The organism is Spiroplasma endosymbiont of Labia minor (genome assembly GCF_964019845.1).
Taxonomy (GTDB): domain Bacteria; phylum Bacillota_I; class Bacilli_A; order Mycoplasmatales; family Mycoplasmataceae.
Genome location: NZ_OZ026465.1, coordinates 885744 through 906603 on the forward strand (window position 1 = coordinate 885744; position 20860 = coordinate 906603).

Sequence of the window (20860 nt, forward strand, 5' to 3'; positions counted from 1 at the left end):
ATTATAATTTCAGTGTTTTATCTAATAAATTTCTATCTTTTAAAAGGATCATTTATCTTTCTAATTTCATTTGTAAGTTCTTCACGATTAACTCTTGGCATATTAAGTGTTGAATTTATATCCCTGGCAATAAGTTTTTGACCATCTTGTCCGATATATAAACCACCTTTACCTATGGATAATTGTTCAACTGCATAAATTCCTGCTGTTGTAGCTAAAAACCTATCCATTGCAGATGGAACTCCACCACGTTGAACATGTCCTAAAACTGTTGCTCTAGTTACATAACCACTTTCTTTTTCTACATCTTTTGCTAACTGATGAACATCATACATATTCTCAGATACTGCAACAATAACGCTACGTTTATTATTTGCAGCCAAATCTTTTACCTGTTTGATTATTTCTTCTTCTGTTAGTTTTGATTCTGATGTTGAAAAAACATCAACTCCTGTTGCTGTTGCAGCATATAAAGCTAAATCGCCACAACTATTACCCATAATTTCCACAACAGCACATCTGTTATGTGATTCCATTGTATCTCGGATTGCATCAATTGATCTAACCACTGTATTTAATGCTGTGTCAAAACCAATTGTATAATCTGAAGAAGCTATGTCATTATCAATAGTACCTGGCAATCCAATACAGTTTACACCCATATCAGTTAATTTTTGTGCTCCCTGATAAGAACCATCTCCGCCAATAACAACCAAAGCTTCTAATTGTGCTTCTTTCAATTTTACAATTGCTTTTTCTCTGACAGCTACATCTTTAAATTCTGGTAACCTTGCAGAACCAATGACTGTTCCACCACGTGAGATTATATTTCCAGCAAATGATAAATCCACTTTTTCAAATCATCCATTAATTAATCCTTTATAGCCATCTCTAACTATATAGGGTTCAATACCTTTTGCAATTGCAGCCTTAATAACAGCTGCAATTGCAGCATTCATACCTGGTGCATCTCCGCCAGATGTTAGTACACCTATTTTTTTAAGCATATAATATTCCTCCTAAAATAGAACACAAATATTATAATACAAAATAAAATGGTTATCTTAAATTATTTGTTTATTAAAGTTGTAGTTTTATCAAAATCGTAGCATCGAAATTGAGTTCTATAGACAATAAATTTTTCTAATTTTGTATCTAATGCTAATTTAGTATTAACAGAATCAACCGATTCATATGTAAAAATAAACAATTTAGCATTTGCAAAATAATAATTATTATTATTTTTATCTGTAACTAGGCCAACAACCTCGCTATCTGGAGATGTAATATCAATTGTAGAGCCTAATTGACCACCATTTAGAAAATATTTATAAGGATTTTGCTCACTATATGTTATATTTAACAAATCTTGATATGTTTTTTCAGTATTATTAAATTCATTAATTATCGAATCTGTATCTACATTGTTTTTTAAAACAAAAAGTGAATAACTAAAATTTCAAGTAAAATTATATAAAATTTGTTCTGTTAAAGTTGTAGTATATTTATTATCACTTTCAAAATCATTGTAAAAGGGATTATTGCCATTATAATAAGCAGCAACAAAATTATCAATTTCTTGTTTTGCGCAAGAAATAACAGAGGTTGAACTTGCACCTAGTAATCCAACTAACCCAAAAATACCTAAAAATTTTTTCATTTGAATATTCCCTTCTTAAATATTTAAGTTTTTTCTTGAAAAAACTAAACATCCTAAACTAAATAAAATAACTGATGAAATTACTACAATTATGTTCATTAATGATTCATACAATGAATCAATCTTCTTGATAGACAACAAATTAACTTGTAAATAATCATATACGTATTTTCCCTGTGCATCTAAATATTTATCAAAATATCCTCAAATCATTAAATTACTATTATCTGTTATCAAAATATTTGCAAATAATGACTGAATCGATATATATTTTATAAATCATGATTCTTTTGCAAAATTTGTTCAATAAAGTAAATCTTTCATAAGAGTCAAAATTCATGTAGTAGTTATATAAAATAAAAGTATAGATAATATAAGATTTACTATAACTGGTTTATTAACCAATATTATTGCTAAAAAGAAATATAAGCTAGTTAAAAAACAAAGAAAAATAAAAAATAGAAAGCCATTTAATAAAACATATTTAAAATTTTCATTTGCATCTAGTGCAAATCCAGAGCAAACAAGTGAAATAATAAATGTTGGTGCAAATATTAATGCATTAGAAAGAATAATAAAAGAAAATTTTGAAAGTAAAATTTGTGTTCTGGATACAGGTGAAGTAGCCCAAATTGTAAATTGCCCATTATTAATTTCTTTAAAAAGTGTTTTATTTATAAAAAATAAAATTACAATTGAAAAATATATCATTGTGGGAACACCCATTATTACATAATTAAAAATCGATGTTAAATTTGTGAAAAAACGTCCAGAAGTTGAAGTTGAAGAATCATATCTTTTAATTTCCAATACACCAATTTTACCAATGATTAATTTACCAATACCATAATTACTTAAATTTGGATTCAATACTGTTATCAAAAAACATAACGCACAAATAATTCCCCAAAAAATACCAAAAAATATAATTATATTCTTATAAACTTTTAAATGACTAAAAATTATAGTTTGATTTCTAGAAAAAAAATCAATCACATCATTTTTTTAGAAGTAGTATTTTCTTTTATTTCAATATTTTGCTGCTTCATTATAAAATTTCCTTTCCACCAAATAGCGATTTAAATTCATTTTCTAATTTTAAAATGTCATTACTTTGAATAGCTATTTCTTTAATTAACCTACCATCTTTTATAAAACCAACACGATCACAAAGTTTTACCACTTCTCCAAAAATATGAGAACACATAAGTATTGTTGTACCCTCTTTTTTAAGTCGCTCAACTAATTTATTAAATTGTTCTTGCATAACAGGATCCAATCCAGAAGTTGGTTCGTCTAAAACCAAGAATTTAGGTTTTAACATTGCAGCTGAAATTAATGCAATTTTTTGTTTCATACCTTTAGACATTTTTTTTATTTTTCTTGTTGTATCTATATCGAAATGTTCTATTAATTTATTTAAAAAATCTTCATCAACATTTCTTTTAATTTTTGCAACTAATTTTAAATACTCTATTCCTTTTAAATTTTCATATAATGAAATTTCACCAGCAACATAACCTACTGATTCCATTACTTTTCTAGAATTTTTTCATGGATTTACACCATCTATAAGAATTTCTCCCTCATCTGTTTTTATAAATCCCATAACTTGTTGAATTAAAGTAGTCTTGCCAGCACCGTTTGGACCCAATATACCATAAACTTCTCCATCGTTAATTTTTATATTTAAATTAAAATTACCAATATTATGTCCATATGATTTTGTAACATTATTTATTTCTATCATTAATTACCTCATCTATATAAATTTCTTGGTGCATAAATATTTTACATTATAAATAAAAAAAGCCATAAAAAGTTTTTATATAAAAATTTATTTAGAGTGACGTGCACAAACATATATTGAATCTGGATCCATAGAAGTCAATCCTTGTTGCATTTTTTGTAATAAGATATTTCCTCCTACTCCCTTACTTAAATTTGATTTGTTCATTTCCTCAACGCATTTAAAACATTTTGGATCATATACTTTTTCTGACATATTATCTATTTTCCTTTCAATATAAATATTATAAGTGATTATTTGTAAATTTAAAAAATATTAATCAATTACATACTCAAAGAATCAAAAACCATATTAGATTTGATTGAACTTCAAGTAACAACAGCTACTCAAATTATTATAAAAATTCACAATTACCGATATTGCGTAAAATAAAGCATTATTAACAAATACAAAAGCAATGCCTAAATTAATTATGAATAAATCAGTATAAAAGAAATCATCAAAAAGATGCAATACAGCCAAATAATAACTTAAATATTACTTCGTTTAATTTATAACCATAGTTTTTAGCATTAAAATAATTGATGCATTTTCTATTAAAATAATTAAGCTTACAATGCAAGTAACTATAATTAAAATAACCATTAATACACATGTAATTTTTAATTCTGTTTGTAAAAAACCGCCAAAGTATTCATTAATTTCACTTTTTAATTGTTATAATCCATTATTTTAGGTGTATATAAATTTAATAAATTTCTATCAGCACCATCACCATAATCTATTAAATTATTTCCATTCCCAAAGGATACAGTACAGTAGAGTTCAATAATACAAATGGTATTTTTTTCTATTGATCTATAATAATTATTCAAATCAGCAAAGTCATTTTCCTTCATTAATTCAAATTGACTTTCTGATAAATTTAATAATCCACTATTGTAAATGACTTCCATCAAAGCTCTTTTATTTACATAGAAAGAAACATCATAAAAATCTTTTTTTACAATTGAATTAATTCTAACCTAAATTGAGGATTCATTTTTTGTGTATTAAAACAAGATCAATCACTTAGTGAAATAATTGATTCCGCTTTTAAGTTAGAATCATGAAATTTAACAGAATAAGAAACATTTACATTTAAAATTTTTTTATAACTACCAATATTCTGTTTTAAATCATAAAAAGCATTATCATAATTGGTTGAAGAAAAACAATTGCAAAATTACTTGAGTTAATTGAATCTGCTTTATTATAAAAATATTTATATATCTATCACCAAAAGTAATGGTAGCATTTTTTATATTATCTATTCCTAATTTAGTATATAAAAACGGTATATAGATTTTTGTTATATTAATAATGTGTCTTGTAAGATCATATTTAAATTTAAACTAATTATCTATATTAGCTTCAAAAATATCTCTATAAAAAATTAATAACAACAAAAGTTGTTCACATTTAAAAAGTTTATTTATATCATTTTTATGCAACTCTACTTTAGATTCCATATCATCAATAAAATTTTGACCTTTTAAAGAATTAACGAAATAAAAATCACTAAATAATTTATTATTACTTCCGATTAGTTTTTCATTTTTATCTTTTGTAGCCGTAATAACATCTAAATTACCATTAATATTAGTTAATTTATTGTTCATCATTGCATAATTCACATATGGACCATTATTTGCAATAACAAAATCTGAACATTTTCATCCGCAAATTTAAACTGCACAGTGAATAGTATAATAGTTAAGTTTATTGTAAGTATTATAAAAGATACAGCTAATTTTATAAAATTGTGATTTACAAAAACAGCAGATATTCTTGCTTTTGAATTTTTTTGATAAATTTTTGATGTAATACTGTTTAATTTAAGTTCTAAATTACCTGGTTTTGCACACTAGTTACTTTTAAATGATCATTATTTAGAATTATTAAATTTGCAATTGAATATGTAGAAATTAAAATTGCAAATAATTCTAAAGCTGCAAAAACAGAAATAATTGATAAATTTTCTCAAAATTTAAACACAGTATTAATTTATCTTAAATATATCTGTAAAAGTACTTCACTAAAAAGGGAACTAATAAATTAGATAATATTATTGCTAATGATGTTGGTATCATTGCAGTCTACATAGTTAAATAGATTATTTGAATTTTGATCCCCCCATTAATCTTAAGAAAATAACATTTTTTTATTGTTTTTTACTAATTCAACTATTGTCACACCTGGCATTACTACTATTAATAAGATGGCGCATAAAATTCATAAACAAATCGCTAAAAAATCATACATAAATTTTTGCTTAGCCAATGAATTATGAATTCCTTTAATTGTAGAGAAATTATCAATTACCGAATCATAATTTTTATTTATAAAAAAGTTATTAAAATAATCACGCAAAATTTGACTATTAAATTCATTATCAAAATTTTTATTCATGAATACATAATAAATCGAATAAATTAAAAAGCCATTATCATCAAAAAGAAACTATCTGGATTTTTTAAATAAATTGTTCCGTCATTAAATTTACGTTCAAATATAGAATTCAAGTCAACCATAATACCTGTAATTGTAAATTCAGTTTCTTGTTCACTGTTGTTTATGGATGGCTTTATTTTATTACCTAATTTTAATTTATATCGACTTAAAAAGATGAGCCACATATATTTGATTTTTGGCATCTGATGAAATTTATTCAAATACTTTTGTTTATAAATTGATTTTGATTTATAAAATAAAGAATCTTGATTTTCAACTATAGATGACACGATTATATTATTTAAAATTACATTACTATTATAAATATCATTTAGAAAATCATAATTTGATGTCGCTGCAAAGTGCTAAAATACACTTTCAAAATTCTTGATATTTTGAAAAAATACCATAAATATAATTATTTATATTTTTCTATATTCTTTGAAACATCAATTATTTTTTATATATCTATATTTAAATTATTTTATCTTGATAATCATTGCAATGAAAATTTTTTGAACTTCATTTACGATTTTCTTTTCATTCAAAATAAGGGCAAGAAGAAATTACTCGCGAAATTCCAAATGTTGCAGATTCTTTGTATACACTTCCAAATGAGTGAGCAGAAATAGAATTGTCAGTTTCGTTATTAAATGACATAATTTCATTATTAACTCTTATATTAAAGCTATCATTGAAGATGCGACTGAATTACAAATTAAAACAAAAAAAATTAAAATATAAAAACCTTTTGCTTTTTTTACATTACCAAATGCTTGTTTTAATAAATATTTAAATTACAAGAAAATATCATACCCCTCATTTTTTTGATTTTGTCAAAAAGAAATGAAAAGTCAATAATTTTGTAATTTTTATTTTAGTTTAAACAGTTAATGTATCAAAAGCTTCATTTGGTTTAATATTTATTCAAGTAAATTGAGCAGAAACAAAAATTATTGAAATTACACCGATAGCAAATCCAGTCAAAATTGTATAAAATTGTCACGAATTTATAAATACTAAAATAACTCCATAATTTATTAAAAAATACGTAGTCATTGTTGTTATTAAAATAATACATAAAAACGCAGAAACAGCAATTGAAGCAAAAAGACCAATAATATAACCTATCAAAATTTTAAAAATAACTTCACGCAATTTGTATCCCATAGTTTTTAACATTAAAATAATACTAATATTTTGCATCAAGACAAGTTGCACAACAACTAGAATAATTACAGCTAAAATAATGAATAAACCAAAATTTATTTTTTGTGTTAACTCAATAAAATTACTTAAACTTTCAATAATTTTTGTCCCTTTTTCTGCGAACCCTTCAAGCTCAATATTACCTTGTACATCATCTGTATCGTCTCAATTATCAAGTTCTGAACCATATCCACCATTTGAAACTGTCATAACAAAATTTTTAACCATAAAAGAATTCAATACATCATTTGTTTGGGAAAAATTATCTATTAATTTCCAATTTGAATTTCTTATTGAATTATATAAATTATAATCTATAAAATGATTTTGAAATAACACCTGAAAAAATGCTCTCTTGTTAACATAAGCCACATCATCTGTTAAATTTTCCTTATTTATTGAATTTATTCTTATCTTAACAGCTTTATCAGATGGCCTTCCTTTTAACATTCAAAAACGAGACATATCATATACATCACCAACTTTTAAATTATTATTTGACTTAATTTGCTCATACCCTACATCAATGTTCAAACCTCATTTTTTTACACCATTTTCCATATATGAAAATTTAGCATTTTCATATGAAATTGATTTCAAATTTTTAATATTAAATGGATTAGAATCACTATCAATTGCATAAATCATTGGAGTATTATATGAATCACTATAACCGATATAAGCTTTTGTGCCAAAAAAAGAAATACTTGTTTGATCATTTGCATCAGGTAAAAAATAATAATTTTTAAATGTTAAATGTACATCTTTAGTTAGACTATCTAAACCTGAAAATTTTGAATACGTTATAATCATATTTCTAGATATCAATATAAAATTTTTAGTTAAGCTATTTGCACTTGAATTATCAGAAACATTATTCAATATTTTTTGATGTAACAAAGCAAATAACTTTATTTGTTCACCATTAATATAGAATTTTGTGATATTTAATAAATTATCTGCAAATTTTGAATTTAAAGATGCGATAAAAGCTTCATCATTTGCCATATTCTGTAAGAAAAAACTATTATCAAATAATAAAGTAAGATTATCTTTTTCAAAATCAGATTCTAATTTATCACTATAGGTTGTATTAACGGTATTATTATTTATTAAATTTTTATCATCTACAATTGAAGGCTCTTTTAATTGAAATTGGTAATTATAATAATTAATTTTTTGTGGATTCTTTGCAATTTCATTTGTTGAAATTTTAAATTGAGTTGTAAATAAAACAACTGTTAAACCTAAAGAAATAATTAAAAATGCAGCTATTACCTTAAAAAAATTATGGTTCATGTATGCAAATGAAATTCGTATTTTAGAATTTCTTGCAAAGATTTTTGAACTAACTTTATTTAATCCTAATTCGACAATACCTGGTTTTGTAACTGAGGATATATGTAAATTTTTTGGCCTTAAAAAAGTAAAAGTTATTAACAAAAAAATAAGTCCTATTATCGTAATCATTATAATTGCAATAAATAAAGATCAAATAGTTAAATTATCTCAAAATTCCATATAAGTGTTAATTATTTTAATTCATATATTTGAAAATTGGCTTCCTATTGGAGCTACCAATAATATTGAAAGTAGCGAACCAAATGTTATTGGAATTAAAGCTGTTAATGCAGATAATGAAGATAATTGAAATCTGCTTATTCCTATTGATCTTAAAAAAATCAAATCCTTTTTTGATTTTTTAATTAATTCTAAAATTGCAAACCATAAAACAACAACAAAGAGAGTAAAAGTTAATCAAATAATTACATTTAATAATAAATCCAAAGCTCCGCTTGAATTCTTAATTCAATCATATCTTAAAGAAAAATAACCCAAATTGTCGAAAACACCATCAGAGTTATCAATTATACCTTCTGATAAATTTGGAACTTCATTAATATATGAAAAGTGATCATTCATTACATTCATTAATTTATCATGTATTTCCTGTTGATTCATATTATCATTAGAAAATGAAGTATTAAAATTTGCAAACGAAAAATATTGGCCATTTTTAGTTTGATAATTTTTAATTTTATTTAAAAAATAATTTTCATCATCTACATATATAGTTCTAGAATTATTTTTATCCTCATTAATTGAAAAAAGAGTAGTTAAATAACCTATAATTTGAAACTCCCTTGATGGGTTTCCAGGAATTATTAACGGAATATTGTCACCAAATTTTACATTAAATCTACTTGCGAACGCAGGTGTAACCCAAACACCTGGATTTGTGTTTCTTTCATTATCCTTAATTTGTTTATAAATTTTTGGTTGTTCTATATTTTTATCCATCTTTATATGTTCATATTCATTATTTGGATTTAAAAATAGATATAAACCTGCACTTTTAAAAGAAATATTTTTAGAAACTCAATAATTTGAAATATTTAAATTATCAAAAATATTATCATTATTATCATTATCTTTATATAAATAATATAAAAGATAATTGTAATTATATTTTTCTAAATTATGTAAAGTTTTATCTAAATTATTTTTTTTAATCACTCGATCATAAAAATCTACATAATTTAAATCAAAATTACTTTTAGACCAATTAAGTATAAAAGACTTAAACTCCTTATGTTTACTTAATTTGTCATTTTCACTCAAACCAAAATCTTCTATAAAATTTGTTTTAAAATCTTCAAGTTGTTCAAAAGACATTTTATAATAATTTTCAACACTACTATCAACTGCATCATTTTGTTCATAAATTTTATTGCCCCAGGTAATTCCAATTGAGTTATCTATTAAACTAAAATTATTTATCAAACTATTAAAAGAAATATAAAACGTTAAAACTGAGTTAATTAATGCGGTGCACAAAAAAGCAAAAATAAAAATAACAATATAAAACATTTTATATCGTTTGGTATTTCCAAATGCTTGTTTTATTAATTGTTTAAAGCTCATATTCATCTACCTTTTTTATTTTTATGATTATATATAAAAATAAAAGTCTATACAAACGTATAGACTATTTATAAAAATTAATTTAGGCTAAAATTTCAACAACTGTACCTGCACCAATAGTGCGTCCACCCTCACGAATTGAGAATTTAGTTCCATTTTCAACAGCAATAGGTTTAATTAAAGTGATTATAAATTCAATGTTATCGCCAGGCATAACCATATCAGTTCCATCTGGTAATTGAACTTCCCCTGTAACATCTGTTGTACGGAAGTAAAATTGAGGACGATATTTATTAAAGAATGGTTTGTGACGTCCACCTTCTTCTTGAGTAAGCGCATAAATTTGTGCTTTTAATTTAGTATGAGGTTTGATTGAACCTGGTTTTGCAATAACTTGACCACGTTCAATATCTTCACGATTAACTCCGCGCAATAATGCACCAACATTATCTCCAGCTTCTGCAAAATCCAATAATTTACGGAACATTTCTAATCCAGTAACTACTGTTTTTTTAGGCATTGGATGCAATCCTACTATTTCAACTTCTTCGTTAACTTTTACAATACCACGTTCTACACGCCCTGTTGCAACAGTACCACGTCCAGTAATTGTAAATACATCTTCAACTGGCATTAATAAGTCTTTTTCTGTATCACGTACTGGTGTTGGAATATATGAATCAACTGCATCCATTAATTCCATAATTTTACCTTCTCATTTTGCATCGCCTTCTAATGCTTTTAGAGCAGATCCACGAATAACTGGTACGTTATCTCCATCAAAGTCATATTGTGATAACAAGTCACGAACTTCCATTTCAACAAGGTCAATTAATTCTTCATCATCAACCATGTCACATTTGTTTAAGAAGACAACGATTTTTGGAACTCCAACTTGACGTGATAGTAAAATATGTTCACGTGTTTGTGGCATTGGCCCATCAGTTGCAGCAACAACTAAAATTGCCCCATCCATTTGCGCTGCACCAGTAATCATGTTTTTAACATAATCAGCATGCCCTGGACAGTCCACATGAGCATAGTGTCTTTGTTTTGTTTTGTATTCAACGTGTGAAGTATTGATTGTAATACCACGTTCTCTTTCTTCTGGAGCGTTATCAATATTTGCGTAATCTTTAAATTCTGCCCCACCTTGTGCTGCTAATACTTTAGTAATTGCAGCTGTTAAAGTAGTTTTACCGTGGTCAACGTGTCCAATTGTTCCAATGTTAACGTGAGGTAAACTACGATCAAATGCTTCTTTTGCCATTTGCTAATTTCTCCTTCATATTGTGTCATATTTGACAAATTACCATTTTATTATATAAGTTTTTCTACAAAAATCAATAATTAATACAAATATTTTATAAATGAAGCATATAAAAAATTAACTTGTTAAAAATAACTAATATTAAATTATTTTACTTATTTCGTTTATTTTTGAATTAATAATCTTTGCTATACTGACTATAAATTTTAATTAATTTTTCTTTATTCGGATAAAATTTTTTATTGCATATTATTTCGCCTTTTTAGAATAATTAAATAATCTGCAATTTTACTCATTTTATTAGCAAGATGAGTTGTGATAAAGAGTGTTATATTACGTTCTTTTAAAATTTCAAATATTTTTGTAAATTCTTGTTCTGCATCTATATCTAAATTAGCTATTGGTTTGTCAAAAAAATAATTTGTGGTTTTGTTATTAACACACTTATCAATAAGGTCCATTTTTGACCAGAAGATATTTTTTCAAATTTCTTATTCATTAAATATTGAGTTGCAAAAATCACATTTAATGAATTTAAATTTTTTAGAAATTATTCTTTATTCAATTTGTTTAAACTGGCAATGAAATTTAAATAATCTTTAAATTTTAAATTTTAAATTTTTTGGTATATTACTTAAATCAGGGAAAAAGGCAATATTTTCTAGTTAACACCTGATAGTTCTTTATCCAATAATGCATATCTACTTGATTCCTTTATTAACTGTCCAAAAATTGTCTTAATTAAAGTAGTCTTGTCAGCACCATTTGGCCATAAAAGTAAAATAATTTTGCCCTAATCAAGTTGAAAATTGATATTTTTTACTCCATTGTTGCTTTTTTTATAAGAAAAATTAATATCTTCAACTTTGAAAAAAATATTTAACATGAAATAAATCCTACTCTCTATGTAAAATTTTCAAAGTGTATTTTTAGCAACATTTTGTCTAATTTATAATAATTGAACAATTATAAATTAATTGTATATACATCATCATTTTTTACACCTAAATAGTTAAGTGATTCAAAGGTAAAATCATTTTCTATAAATATATGCGCACGCTGTGGTTCTGAAATAAATAGTTCTATTTTACTTCCTTTTGAAATTGACAAATCATTTATTTCTTCATATAATTTATTTATATTATCTGAACTAGCCATTGAAAAATCTTTTATAATTTTCCCATTTTCATCAATTAGTTTAAAACCAAAATATTTTCATTCAGGATCATTATTATAGTGAATTGGTTTTGTATAATTATCTGCTTCAACATTAATTTTGCCTAAAGCTGCAGATATATAAAAACCACAATAATTATTTGAATACAATCTAAATGAAAATTTAGGAATATTTTTATCTTCTATATATTCTTGTTTTAGTTGTTTTGAATATTCATAATTTATAGAATTACCCATTTCTAATTTCTCGTTATACATTTTTTTCATATATCATAATGTTGAAGGTTCTATTTTTGAATCTGTATTTTGTCCATACCCAAATGAAATTTGTAATCTTGAAAAAACAGTATCTTTATCATTTGCAAGTGATTTAATGTTGTCATAGTAATTTCCTAATGTTTCAATACCAGATTTTAATACAATTGGTTCATATCATTTCTTATACAACATATTGTCTTTAATTGTATCACTATTATCGGCACCAAAATTTTTCATTACATCAAGCGTTTCAGATGATAACTCAATATTCCATCACTGACAAAATTTAGTTAGATTTGTTTTTGTAATTATAGACATTGTTCGCACTAATTTATCTAATTTAGTTGTATTGTTTGTATTATTTTTATTGCCATTTACACGATAATAATGATTTAATGTAGGCATAAAATCATCACCAAAAGCCGAAATTAATTGAAATCAAAATAAAGCTCCCATATCCGTATAGGATATTTCAGTACTATCTTTTATATTAGCAAAAGAAATATTATTATCTTTCATGAATTTTATTTGTTTCAAATAATTATCTGGCTCTTTTGATCATTTTTTAATTCAATCTCCACCAGCATTTGCATATTCACTCGTTGATAATGATTCTTTAAAAAATTTTCTAGAACTCATGAAACTATTAATATTTACAGAAACTTCTGATCATCAACTTAGATAATATTCTGGATTCTGATAAACATGTCCAATTTCATGTACTAAACCTCAATTGATTTTACTTTTTAGTGCAATAATTATTTTTTCATTTGTTTTATTTATAGATAAGTCTAAATCAGGGTTGAAAATAAAGTCATCATAAACTGTTGATTTATTTAAGCCTCAATTTTGATCTGCAACTGTATAATCACCATTTTCATCTTTACCAAATAAAAAATCATGTATTGATATATAGCCATTACTTGCATAATACATATCATGACCTGAATCATTATCTGCAAATTGCAACTTATAATTTGGTTTATAATCTGCGCCATAATTTTCATTACTTAAGCCATAATTTTCATCAGCTGTTTTTTTGGCATTATCTAGTAATTGAATTAATGCAGTAATTGAGTAATTACGATAATTTTTTTCAGTTCTAAATGCTAAATAAGCAATTAAACGCTTAGTCTGAATTTGATAAATGATGTTTTCACCTTCCAAAATTAAGAAAGGCACATCTGGAATTTTTGTAATATCCAAAACATCATTACGTGAATATTTGTATTTATCTGCTAATGCATATAATTTTGTTCACACTTCTTTGTCTGTCATGTTTTTTTCAACAGTACTAAAATAAATATTTTCTTTTACATCATCTTTATTAATAATTTCAATGCTATCTCTTAATGTTTCGATAAGTTCTTCACTAAATCATGGATAATTTGTAAATGATAAAAAACCACCAGTATTAGTTGTGAAACTTGATTCTTTATCATATTGAAAATCACCATTTTTTGATAAAATAAAATCGGTGCCGTCTGAACTGTATAGATTGTATGCACTGTATGCACCTGTAAAATACACTTTCAAACTAAAAGTTTTTAAATCTGGATATTTCTCAATTAATTGATCATACGTTGAGATATTTTTTATCTTAAATTTAATTGTTATTTTTGTATTACTTGGTACAAAATATTTGGTAGGTTTAAAACCAGAAAATTTAAATCGAGTTTGTGCATAATAACTTGCTTCTTCAGTTGTTAAATTTTTTTTGGTATCTTTAAATAAATTGTTAAAATTATCATTTTTATCAAAATCTATTACTGCACAAGAAATTAAATTCATATAACTTACAGTTGATACATTGATTGTTGTAAACAAGATTAGTAATTTTTTCATATTCATAAATATCATCCTTTTTTAATATTATTAAATTAAAATAATTAACTATATATTTGAAAACTAATCACAAATACATTATAATTATATAATAATTATCATTAAAAATTACATATATTATTTATTAGGAGAAGCTGCAATTCAATAGATTATGCAGTTTGCAAGAACTTCCTTTTAAAAACAAAGTTAGAGTTCAGCGATTTTAAAACAAAATAATTTTAATAAACTTAAAATCTTGGTTGATGATTATATTAGTCATTATAATTACAATCAAATAGTTCTAAAAACAAATACTCACTTTCGTTTATATATTTTAAATTAAAAGTAAAAAACAGTATTTTCATTGAAAATACTGTTTAATTTAAAATAAAACATTTTGTATACTTGTAAAAAGATATTTAAGATTGATACTTACTTTTTTACATTATTGACCTTTGCCTGATTTTTTAATAATTTCTTCTGCAATTGATTTTGGTGCTTCTGCATAATGACTAAAAATCATTGTATAGTTTCCACGTCCTTGAGTAAATGAACGTAACTCTGTTGCATAACCAAACATTTCAGATAATGGAACTTTTGATTTAACAGTTTGTGCATTGCCGCGTTGTTCAGAGCCTTCTATTAAACCACGTTTTGATGAAATGTTTCCCATAACATCTCCATAATATTCATCTGGGACAGTTACTTCAACTGACATAATCGGTTCTAAAATCACTGGTTTCATTCGTTTTGCACCTTCTTTTAGAGCAAGTGACGCAGCAATTTTATATGCCATTTCATTGGAATCAACTTCATGATATGAACCATCAACAATAGTTGCTTTAACATCTATCATTTGATATCCAGCTAATACACCATTTTGCAACGCATTTTCTAAACCAACACGTGCTGCATTAATGTATTCTTTAGAAATTTTACCACCGACGATTTTATCAACTCATTCAAACCCTTTATCTGTATTTGGTTGGAATTCAATAACAACGTGTCCATATTGTCCACGTCCACCAGATTGTTTAACATATTTTCCTTCAGCTTTAGTAGCTTCACGAATTGTTTCACGATAAGAGACCTGTGGTGCTCCAACATTTGTTTCAACTTTAAATTCACGTTTCATACGATCAACTAAAATATCTAAATGTAATTCTCCCATACCCGCAATAATGGTTTGACCAGTTTCTTCATCTGTATAAGTTCTAAATGTTGGATCTTCTTCTGCCAATTTATTTAAAGCTAAAGACATTTTTTCTTGATCCGCTTTTGTTTTAGGTTCTAAAGCTAAATGAATAACTGGTTCTGGAACATGAATTGATTCTAAAATTATTGGTGATTTTTCATCACATAAAGTATCACCAGTAGTTGTATCTTTTAATCCAATTCCAGCAGCAATATCTCCTGCATAAACATCTTCAATTTCTTCACGATTATTAGCATGCATTCTTAAAATACGACCAATTCGTTCTTTCTTGTCTTTTGTAGCGTTATATATATAACTGCCTTTACTTAAAGCACCTGAATAAACACGGAAAAATGTCAATTTTCCTACAAATGGATCTGTCATTATTTTAAAAGCAAGTGCAGAAAATGGTTCTGAATCTGATGCATGTCTCTCTGATTCACTACCATTTGGTAAAATACCTTTAATTGATGGAATATCCAATGGATTTGGTAAATAATCAATAACGGCATCTAATAATAATTTTACCCCTTTGTTTTTAAACGCTGAACCAGCTAACACTGGAAAAAATTCAGCTGAAAGCACACCTTCTCGAATTGCTTTTTTCAATTCAGGAATTGTAATTTCTCCTCCATCCAAAAATTTTAATAATAATTCTTCATCATATTCGACAGCTTTTTCTATCAATTCAAGACGAAGTTTTTCAGCTTGTTCTTTTAAATCTGAAGGGATTTCAATTTCTGTTGCAATTTCTTCTGCTTTACCATCAAAATGGTAGGCTTTCATTTCAACTAAATCAATAATTCCATCAAATTGGTCCTCTGCACCAATTGGTAATTGTATTGGTGCTGCATTTGCGCCCAATCTATCTCCAATTGATTTAACAGAATAAATAAAATCGGCCCCTGTTTTATCCATTTTATTTACAAAAACAACGCGAGGAACTCTATATGTTGTTGCTTGTCTTCAAACAGTTTCTGTTTGTGGTTCAACACCAGATTGTCCATCAAGTACCGCAACAGCACCATCTAAAACTCTTAATGAACGTTCAACTTCAATTGTAAAATCTACGTGACCTGGAGTATCAATAATATTAAAACGATGATCTTTTCAAAACGCAGTCGTTGCAGCAGATGTAATAGTAATACCACGTTCTTGCTCTTGTGCCATTCAATCCATTTGTGATTCACCTTCGTGAGTTTCACCTATTTTATGTATTTTTCCTGTATGAAACAAAATGCGTTCTGTAGTAGTAGTTTTACCAGCATCTATATGCGCCATGATACCAAAGTTTCTTGTTTTTTCAAGACTATATTCTCTTGGCATAATTTTCTCCTATAAACATTTTAAGTAATTTAATATACTTATTTTTATTAATTAAAAACGATAATGTGCAAATGCTTTGTTTGCTTCAGCCATTTTATGAGTATCCTCACGTTTTTTAATAGATCCTCCAGTATTATTTGAAGCATCTATAATTTCATTAGCTAAACGATCTACCATTTCTTTTTCATTTCTTAATCTTGCATAATTAATTAATCAACGTAATGCTAAAGTAACTTTTCTATCTTGAGATACTTCAATTGGAACTTGATAATTTGCTCCTCCAATACGACGAACTTTTAATTCTAAATAAGGTTTAATGTTTTCAATTGCTTTATCAAATATTTCAATTGGTGATGTATTTGTTTTTGCTTCTATTTTCTTAAAAGCACCATATAAGATAGATTGCGCAGTCCCTCTTTTTCCATCTAACATAATTTTATTAACTGCGCGAGTTACTAATTTAGATGAATATACTGGATCTGGTAAAACATCTCTTTTTTCAGCTTGGTGTTTACGCATAGTAATTCAACTCCTTTCAATTCAAAATTTTTATTAAATGTTGTAAAATGCGATATCACGAAATTATTAACTAATTTTTAGGTCTTTTTGTTCCGTAACGTGAACGTCCTTGTGCACGTTTATTAACTCCGGTAGTATCTAGAGTTCCTCTAATAATATGATAACGAACTCCAGGTAAATCTTTAACACGTCCACCACGAATTAGAACAACACTATGTTCTTGTAAGTTGTGTCCTTCTCCCGGAATGTATGCTGTAACTTCCATACCATTTGTTAAACGTACACGAGCATATTTACGTAAAGCCGAGTTTGGTTTTTTAGGTGTCATAGTGGCAACACGAGTACATACTCCACGTTTTTGAGGTGCTGTAACTTTAATAACCTTTTTTAATAAACTGTTTACTCCCCTGTTTAAAGCGGGAGCTTTAGTTTTTCAAGTTTTTGCTTTTCTTGGTTTTCTCACTAATTGATTTATTGTTGGCATAAAATTTCTCCTTTCCACTTTTCCGTGTGTATCGCAATTACACAAATATAATTATACACATTTTTTATTAAAATAATATTTTAAAATAAAAAACCCTTATTCGGGTTTAGTTGTTTTTAAAAAAAGTTTCATTTCTTGTTTTTGCTCTTTTAGTCTTGTTTTTGCAAGACCTAATTCAGTATATTTTGTTGAAATATCATCTTTGATTTTTTTAACTTTTTGTTCTGCTTTTTTAACATCATTTTTAAGTTCAGTAACTTTTACTTTATATTCTTCTTTTGTCATTTTAAAACTCCTAACATTTCTACTAGCATAACATTTTTATTGTGATTTTTCTAGTAATTAGATAGGTTTAAATTGAATAAAATTCTAGACTTTGGCACCACAATATGGACAGATAACTGTTCCATCTGACAATAATTGTTTACCATGAATATGTTTTAGACTTCTTTTTTGTGTTTTTGCTAATATGGAATTTAGTTTTCTATCTCCAATATTATAAGCATATCTAGATGATAAAGCTGCTGCATGACCACTTGCAAGATTATAGTTTGCCGTTGCTGACATAAATTCATTTTCATTAATATTTGTAGTTATGTTATTTAATTGATTGTAAATAGAATATATGTCATCTTGCAATAATGTTAGACGATTAGTATTAATTTGATTAGAGGCCACAGTTAATTTTGTCAATGTATTTTCTAAGTTTTTTATTCTATTTTCTACATTATCAAAAAACACTTTTGATTCACTAGTTTTAAATTTATCTTCTAAATTACTATTGTTAAGTGTGTTTTGTTGTTGAACATTATTTTTATTCAACGATTGTTTATTAATATAATTTTCTGGTATTTCACTATTATCTTGAGTTATAAATTGATTATCAACATCATCACCATCTATTTCATCTACATTTTGGTTTGAAATATCTATTGTATTTGTTTGATAATCTACAGTATCTTCTGATGCATAATTATCTAAGTCTAAATTAATTTTATTCTCATTTAAATTTATTGGTTCATCTATTTTTTGTGTAAATTGATGATTTGCAGATAAATTTGAAGCGACACTTGGTTGTACGTTTTGATTAACGTCTGTTTTAATTTGATTTAAATTTACTTCATTTTGATTTAAATTATTATTTAAATCTGCAGTATTTTTATTTGCTGCATTCAAAAAAGAATTCATTCGATCAAAATTTTGATTTGAAGTTACTGAACTAATTGTTTTATTTTCGTTTTGATTTTTAGGAGGGACTTTTTCTATATTAATTTCATTTTGATTAGTTATATTGCTATCATCAATTTCTATTGATTGTTTTGGCAATACTTCACCGTTAGTTGGTTGTATTAATAAAGCTTCAACCGGATTGATTGTTTCTGTATTATTTTCATCATCTTCATTTAAAATTAACGGTTCCGACACATTAAAATGATTTGTTTCTAAATCTTCGAAATCTTCATTTACAAAATTACTAGAAAGTAAATTACCTACTTCTTTAAATTTATTTTGTTTTCTAGCAAATGTTTTTAATAAAATGTTTGCAGATGGATCTTCTAATGCTGATGTTACATCAATATAACTCCATAAAAATTTTCTAGACAATCTCAAAACAACAGCTAAAGAATTTATCTTACTAGCTAAATCGTTATATTGATTTTGCTGTTTTAGAGCGTTATATTCTGATAACTCTCCATTTCTTAACTTAGCTGCTAAATTGGAATACATAATTTTCAATTTATTTGATTTTTTCAAATATTCTTTATAAATTTTTGCAAAATGTTTATTGTGAACATTTGCTGGATTATCAATAAAATTAATTGATTCTTCTGTATTTTCATTAAAATCGTTAATATTTTCATTTAATGATGAATTTTGTGCGGAAAGGGCTTCTTCCTCTTTTAATTTATTCTGATAGTTTTCAATTTCCTGTTCCAATTGATTATATGAAATATTGTCTGCTTTGATACCTCTAGTTTCAACTTGATTTATGTCTGTCATATCACTAGATATATCTAAATTTTCTAAGAAATCTACACCTCTACCCTTTTCGATACCTACAACATCATTAAATGGGTATTTTCTCTCGTTATGTAAATCTATTACTTCATTTTCAACAGGAAATGAAGTTAAACTATCATTTGTGTTTGCTTTCCCATTTTGGTCCGGCATATTTTTTACTATTTGTAAACCCTGTTCCACGTCCTCAACGTACTTTTCCTTCTTTAGAAATTTCACGTTCAAATTTGCGTTCTTCTCGATAAATGGTAATTAAATTTCTTTCTTCTGCATAATTGTTTAATGCTTCTGTATCAAACAAAATTACTTCTAACAATACCAATGCAATCAAACAGAATATTGCTAAAATTAAAACTTCTCCTAAACCATAAATCAATGAAGCTACAATTATTGCAACTAGAATTAATTTTACTAATGGTTTCGAAATTTTTTGACGTTTTCTTAGTCTTGAAAATTCAATAATAGCTAATATTATAACTATTACACTAAACACAAGTAATAAAATAGGCACAATATACGATGCTATAATAGGATCACCATTGACTACACTATTATTTAAATCGGCAGATCCTAAATATTGAGTATTCATAAAATCGGTAATTTGTTTTGGCACGTATTGGGCTATTTCAGGTAACAGACCACATACTCCAAAAAACGCTTGAATTAAACCACCTATTAAAATTAAAATTCAAGAAATAATTGCTAAAGTCATAAACATAATAAATCCTCCTAATCATTTTATTATTTTGTAT

Annotated in this window: 21 protein-coding genes; all 21 read right to left on the bottom strand. The window is 25.9% G+C overall.

Going from position 1 to position 20860, the window contains the following annotated elements:
• Positions 1-32: 32 nt before the first annotated feature.
• The 21 genes from pfkA to AACK85_RS04605 all read right to left on the bottom strand — a co-directional run bounded on the left by pfkA (position 33) and on the right by AACK85_RS04605 (position 20826).
• Entirely contained in the window at positions 33-1007 is a 975-nt protein-coding gene (gene pfkA / locus AACK85_RS04505) for a 6-phosphofructokinase (protein ID WP_338969629.1), read from the bottom strand.
• 62 nt (positions 1008-1069) lie between these two features.
• Positions 1070-1660: a lipoprotein gene (locus tag AACK85_RS04510; protein ID WP_338969631.1), complete on the bottom strand. Its 591-nt coding sequence runs from the start codon at positions 1658-1660 to the stop codon at positions 1070-1072.
• 15 nt (positions 1661-1675) lie between these two features.
• Positions 1676-2542 carry a hypothetical protein gene (locus AACK85_RS04515; RefSeq protein WP_338969633.1) on the bottom strand — a complete coding sequence of 289 codons (867 nt, stop codon included), beginning with the start codon at positions 2540-2542 and terminating at the stop codon, positions 1676-1678.
• A 166-nt stretch (positions 2543-2708) separates the two neighbouring features.
• On the bottom strand, positions 2709-3410 hold the full coding sequence (locus AACK85_RS04520) for an ATP-binding cassette domain-containing protein (protein ID WP_338969635.1): 702 nt from the start codon (positions 3408-3410) through the stop codon (positions 2709-2711).
• Positions 3411-3497: 87 nt separating this feature from the next.
• Entirely contained in the window at positions 3498-3665 is a 168-nt protein-coding gene (locus AACK85_RS04525; protein WP_338969637.1) for a hypothetical protein, read from the bottom strand.
• Between the two features lie 455 nt (positions 3666-4120).
• Complete coding sequence (locus AACK85_RS04530) at positions 4121-4366, bottom strand: hypothetical protein (protein ID WP_338969639.1); 246 nt, start codon at positions 4364-4366, stop codon at positions 4121-4123.
• Between the two features lie 438 nt (positions 4367-4804).
• Positions 4805-5086 carry a hypothetical protein gene (locus AACK85_RS04535; RefSeq protein ID WP_338969641.1) on the bottom strand — a complete coding sequence of 94 codons (282 nt, stop codon included), beginning with the start codon at positions 5084-5086 and terminating at the stop codon, positions 4805-4807.
• A gap of 208 nt (positions 5087-5294) precedes the next feature.
• Positions 5295-5447: a hypothetical protein gene (locus tag AACK85_RS04540; RefSeq protein ID WP_338969644.1), complete on the bottom strand. Its 153-nt coding sequence runs from the start codon at positions 5445-5447 to the stop codon at positions 5295-5297.
• Positions 5448-5594: 147 nt separating this feature from the next.
• Positions 5595-5861 carry a hypothetical protein gene (locus AACK85_RS04545; RefSeq protein ID WP_338969646.1) on the bottom strand — a complete coding sequence of 89 codons (267 nt, stop codon included), beginning with the start codon at positions 5859-5861 and terminating at the stop codon, positions 5595-5597.
• A gap of 23 nt (positions 5862-5884) precedes the next feature.
• Complete coding sequence (locus AACK85_RS04550; protein WP_338969648.1) at positions 5885-6106, bottom strand: hypothetical protein; 222 nt, start codon at positions 6104-6106, stop codon at positions 5885-5887.
• Positions 6107-6377: 271 nt separating this feature from the next.
• The gene (locus AACK85_RS04555) at positions 6378-6563 is read right to left on the bottom strand and encodes a hypothetical protein (RefSeq protein ID WP_338969650.1); all 186 of its coding nucleotides are present in this window, start codon (positions 6561-6563) and stop codon (positions 6378-6380) included.
• A 222-nt stretch (positions 6564-6785) separates the two neighbouring features.
• The gene (locus AACK85_RS04560) at positions 6786-10037 is read right to left on the bottom strand and encodes a hypothetical protein (RefSeq protein ID WP_338969652.1); all 3252 of its coding nucleotides are present in this window, start codon (positions 10035-10037) and stop codon (positions 6786-6788) included.
• 82 nt (positions 10038-10119) lie between these two features.
• The gene (gene tuf, locus AACK85_RS04565; protein ID WP_338969653.1) at positions 10120-11307 is read right to left on the bottom strand and encodes an elongation factor Tu; all 1188 of its coding nucleotides are present in this window, start codon (positions 11305-11307) and stop codon (positions 10120-10122) included.
• Between the two features lie 239 nt (positions 11308-11546).
• Positions 11547-11768, bottom strand: a complete 222-nt coding sequence (locus AACK85_RS04570) for a hypothetical protein (RefSeq protein WP_338969655.1) — start codon at positions 11766-11768, stop codon at positions 11547-11549.
• A 505-nt stretch (positions 11769-12273) separates the two neighbouring features.
• A complete protein-coding gene (locus AACK85_RS04575) occupies positions 12274-14586 on the bottom strand; it encodes a M60 family metallopeptidase (protein WP_338969657.1) in 2313 nt (770 codons plus the stop codon).
• A gap of 424 nt (positions 14587-15010) precedes the next feature.
• Positions 15011-17086: an elongation factor G gene (gene fusA, locus AACK85_RS04580; RefSeq protein WP_338969659.1), complete on the bottom strand. Its 2076-nt coding sequence runs from the start codon at positions 17084-17086 to the stop codon at positions 15011-15013.
• Positions 17087-17137: 51 nt separating this feature from the next.
• Complete coding sequence (gene rpsG / locus AACK85_RS04585; RefSeq protein WP_338969661.1) at positions 17138-17605, bottom strand: 30S ribosomal protein S7; 468 nt, start codon at positions 17603-17605, stop codon at positions 17138-17140.
• A gap of 70 nt (positions 17606-17675) precedes the next feature.
• The gene (rpsL, locus tag AACK85_RS04590) at positions 17676-18089 is read right to left on the bottom strand and encodes a 30S ribosomal protein S12 (protein ID WP_338969663.1); all 414 of its coding nucleotides are present in this window, start codon (positions 18087-18089) and stop codon (positions 17676-17678) included.
• Positions 18090-18185: 96 nt separating this feature from the next.
• Positions 18186-18374: a hypothetical protein gene (locus tag AACK85_RS04595; RefSeq protein WP_338969664.1), complete on the bottom strand. Its 189-nt coding sequence runs from the start codon at positions 18372-18374 to the stop codon at positions 18186-18188.
• An 84-nt stretch (positions 18375-18458) separates the two neighbouring features.
• Positions 18459-20261 carry a hypothetical protein gene (locus AACK85_RS04600; RefSeq protein ID WP_338969665.1) on the bottom strand — a complete coding sequence of 601 codons (1803 nt, stop codon included), beginning with the start codon at positions 20259-20261 and terminating at the stop codon, positions 18459-18461.
• A complete protein-coding gene (locus AACK85_RS04605) occupies positions 20224-20826 on the bottom strand; it encodes a hypothetical protein (protein WP_338969667.1) in 603 nt (200 codons plus the stop codon). Before AACK85_RS04605 ends, AACK85_RS04600 begins: the two co-directional genes overlap by 38 nt.
• Positions 20827-20860: the final 34 nt, after the last annotated feature.